A 2517-nucleotide genomic window follows, 5' to 3' on the forward strand; every position below is an offset into this window, starting at 1 on the left:
GCGATCGCCTGCGCGATTTCCTCGAGCACCACGAGCCCCGGCGCATTGATGCCGTCGTCATTGGTGATCAGAATACGCATGAACCCCCCAAGGTTGGACTGGTCCTGATTAGCCCGCGCAGGGCGGGGCGTAAAGTCGCCTAGGTCTGCTTCAGCTCAAATATCCCCGCCGGAGGCACTGCTGCGGGCGAAGCTGCGCTCCGCGGGGGATATTTCTTTCTGAAGCAGGTTAGATAAGCGTCAAAATACGCTCAGCTTCGCTCTTGGCCGGGGTCAGGGCTGTGCGGTCTTCGCCGGGGAAGAAGCGTGCGCGCGTGGCGGTGGGCATCGGTGCGGGCGTGTCGATCAGCACGCGCGGGCCGATCTTGACGCCCTCGGCCTGCCAGCTTTGCGCCAGCGCGATCTGCGCGGCCTTTGTCGCGCCATAAGCGCCGAAAAACTTTTGCCCGGCGCGAGGATCATCGAAGAAGATCGCGGTGCCTTGGGCGGCGCGCAATAGTGGCTCGAACGTGGTGATGAGGTTTGCTGTCGCGCTGATATTGCAGGCGACGGACTTGGCGAGGTCTTTGGCCGCTATGTGGGCCACGGGCGAAAGGGATTCCACATGCGCTGCGGTATGCGCCCAAAGGTGCAGCCCGCCCCAGCGTTGGGCAATGATGCCCGCCAGTTGCGTCATGGCTTCGGCATTGGTCACGTCCATCGGTGCGAGTGTTGCGCTGCCGCCTGCGGCGCGGATCCGGTCGTCGAGTTCTTCCAGCCCACCTTGGGTGCGCGCAACGGCGACCACATGCCAGCCTGCGGCGGCCAGCGCCTCGGCCAGCGCCGCGCCTAGGCCGCGCGAGGCACCGGTTACGAGGGCGATCTTCGAGGGGGCGACGGGGGGGATGACATCTGTGCTCATGGCGCTGGCTTTCGCATTCTGGCGCATCGCATGCAAGGGGGAGCGTTGACATCTTGGCCCGCTGCGGCATAACTGCGCGGACCCTGACCCCTTTTGCAAGAGGCCTCCCAATGACGCTTTCCAAGGCTCTGCTGCCCACCCAGACGCTAGCCACGCGCGCCCTCATGGTGCTGGGCGGTTCGATCTTCATCGCGCTCGCTGCGCGGATCTCGGTGCCGATGTTCCCGGTGCCGATGACACTGTCGACGCTCGCCGTGCTGCTGATTGGGCTGAGCATGGGCTGGCGGCTCGGGCTGGCCACGGTTGGCGCTTATATCGCCGAGGCCGCAGCCGGCTTGCCGGTGCTGGCTGCCGGATCGGTGCTTGGTGGCCCGACCACGGGTTTCATTCTTGGCTACCTGCCGATGGTGGCGCTTGCGGGGCTTGCCGCCGATCTTGGCGCGCGCCGCTTTGTGCCCGCACTGGTCGCGTCGGTCGCAGCCTCGCTGCTGATCTACGTGCCGGGAGTGCTTTGGCTTGACGCAGTGACCGCGCTGTCGTTTTCGGGCGCGATCGAAAAGGGCATGTTGCCCTTCGTTGCGGGCGATATGGTGAAATCGGTCCTGGCGGCGCTGGCGGTTGCGGGCGGCTGGGCCGCGATAAGCGCCAAGCGCGGCTGATTTCAGGCTTGATCGAGATGAGAGCGGGGCGCCTTTTGGCGCCCCTTTTTGTGTCTGGTGGCAATGAAAAGGGCCGGAGCTTTCGCTCCGGCCCCAGTTCAACGCCTCAAGGGTTCAGCGTTTATCGAGCGGCGCATAATCGCGCGTGGTTTCGCCGATATAGAGCTGACGCGGGCGACCGATTTTCAGGTTCGGGTCGCCGATCATCTCTTTCCACTGGCTGATCCAGCCGACGGTACGGCTGAGCGCGAAGATCGGCGTGAACATCGAGGTTGGGAAGCCCATCGCCTCTAGAATGATGCCCGAGTAGAAATCAACGTTGGGGTAGAGCTTCTTGGAGACGAAGTATTCGTCCTCCAGTGCGATCCGCTCCAGCTCTTTCGCGACTTTCAGGGTTTCGTTGTTGTGGATGCCCAGAAGGTCGAGTACCTCGTCGGCGGACTCTTTCATCACCTTGGCGCGCGGGTCGAAGTTTTTGTAGACGCGGTGCCCGAAGCCCATCAGGCGGAACGGGTCGCTCTTGTCTTTCGCCTTGGCGATAAACTCGGGAATCCGGTCCACGGTGCCGATCTCGCGCAGCATCTCGAGGCAGGCTTGGTTGGCACCGCCGTGTGCCGGGCCCCAGAGGCAGGCGATGCCCGCAGCGACGCAGGCGAAGGGGTTGGCGCCCGACGAGCCTGCCAGACGCACCGTCGAGGTCGAGGCATTCTGCTCGTGATCGGCGTGCAGCATCATGATGCGGTCCATCGCCTTGGCCAACGCCGGTTTCACGACGTAGGTTTCGGCGGGAACCGAGAAACACATGTGCAGGAAGTTCGACGCATAATCGAGGTCATTGCGCGGGTAGACGAAGGGCTGGCCAACCGAATATTTGAACGCCATCGCCGCAATCGTCGGCAATTTCGCGATCATGCGCATTGCCGCCACTTCGCGTTGCCACGGGTCATTGATATCGAGA

Annotated in this window: 3 protein-coding genes and 1 pseudogene; 1 reads left to right on the top strand and 3 read right to left on the bottom strand. The window is 63.4% G+C overall.

Annotated features, from left to right (window positions below; all coding sequences use genetic code 11):
• Both ABY403_RS15600 and ABY403_RS15605 read right to left on the bottom strand, forming a co-directional pair.
• Positions 1–80 (bottom strand): annotated as a pseudogene (locus ABY403_RS15600) (5'/3'-nucleotidase SurE); the annotation flags it as partial.
• Positions 81–228: 148 nt separating this feature from the next.
• Positions 229–900, bottom strand: coding sequence for an SDR family NAD(P)-dependent oxidoreductase (locus tag ABY403_RS15605; RefSeq protein ID WP_372841737.1), 672 nt, complete (start codon positions 898–900; stop codon positions 229–231).
• A 110-nt stretch (positions 901–1010) separates the two neighbouring features.
• Between ABY403_RS15605 and ABY403_RS15610 the strand changes: the two genes are divergently transcribed.
• On the top strand, positions 1011–1559 hold the full coding sequence (locus ABY403_RS15610; RefSeq protein WP_372841738.1) for a biotin transporter BioY: 549 nt from the start codon (positions 1011–1013) through the stop codon (positions 1557–1559).
• Positions 1560–1673: 114 nt separating this feature from the next.
• On the opposite strand, the gene ABY403_RS15615 is transcribed toward ABY403_RS15610, so the two are convergent.
• Positions 1674–2517, bottom strand: an 844-nt coding sequence (locus ABY403_RS15615; RefSeq protein WP_372841739.1) for a citrate synthase, incomplete at its 5' end; no start/stop codon positions are given.

The sequence above is a fragment of the Phaeovulum sp. genome (assembly GCF_041596715.1).
GTDB lineage: Bacteria > Pseudomonadota > Alphaproteobacteria > Rhodobacterales > Rhodobacteraceae > UBA6213.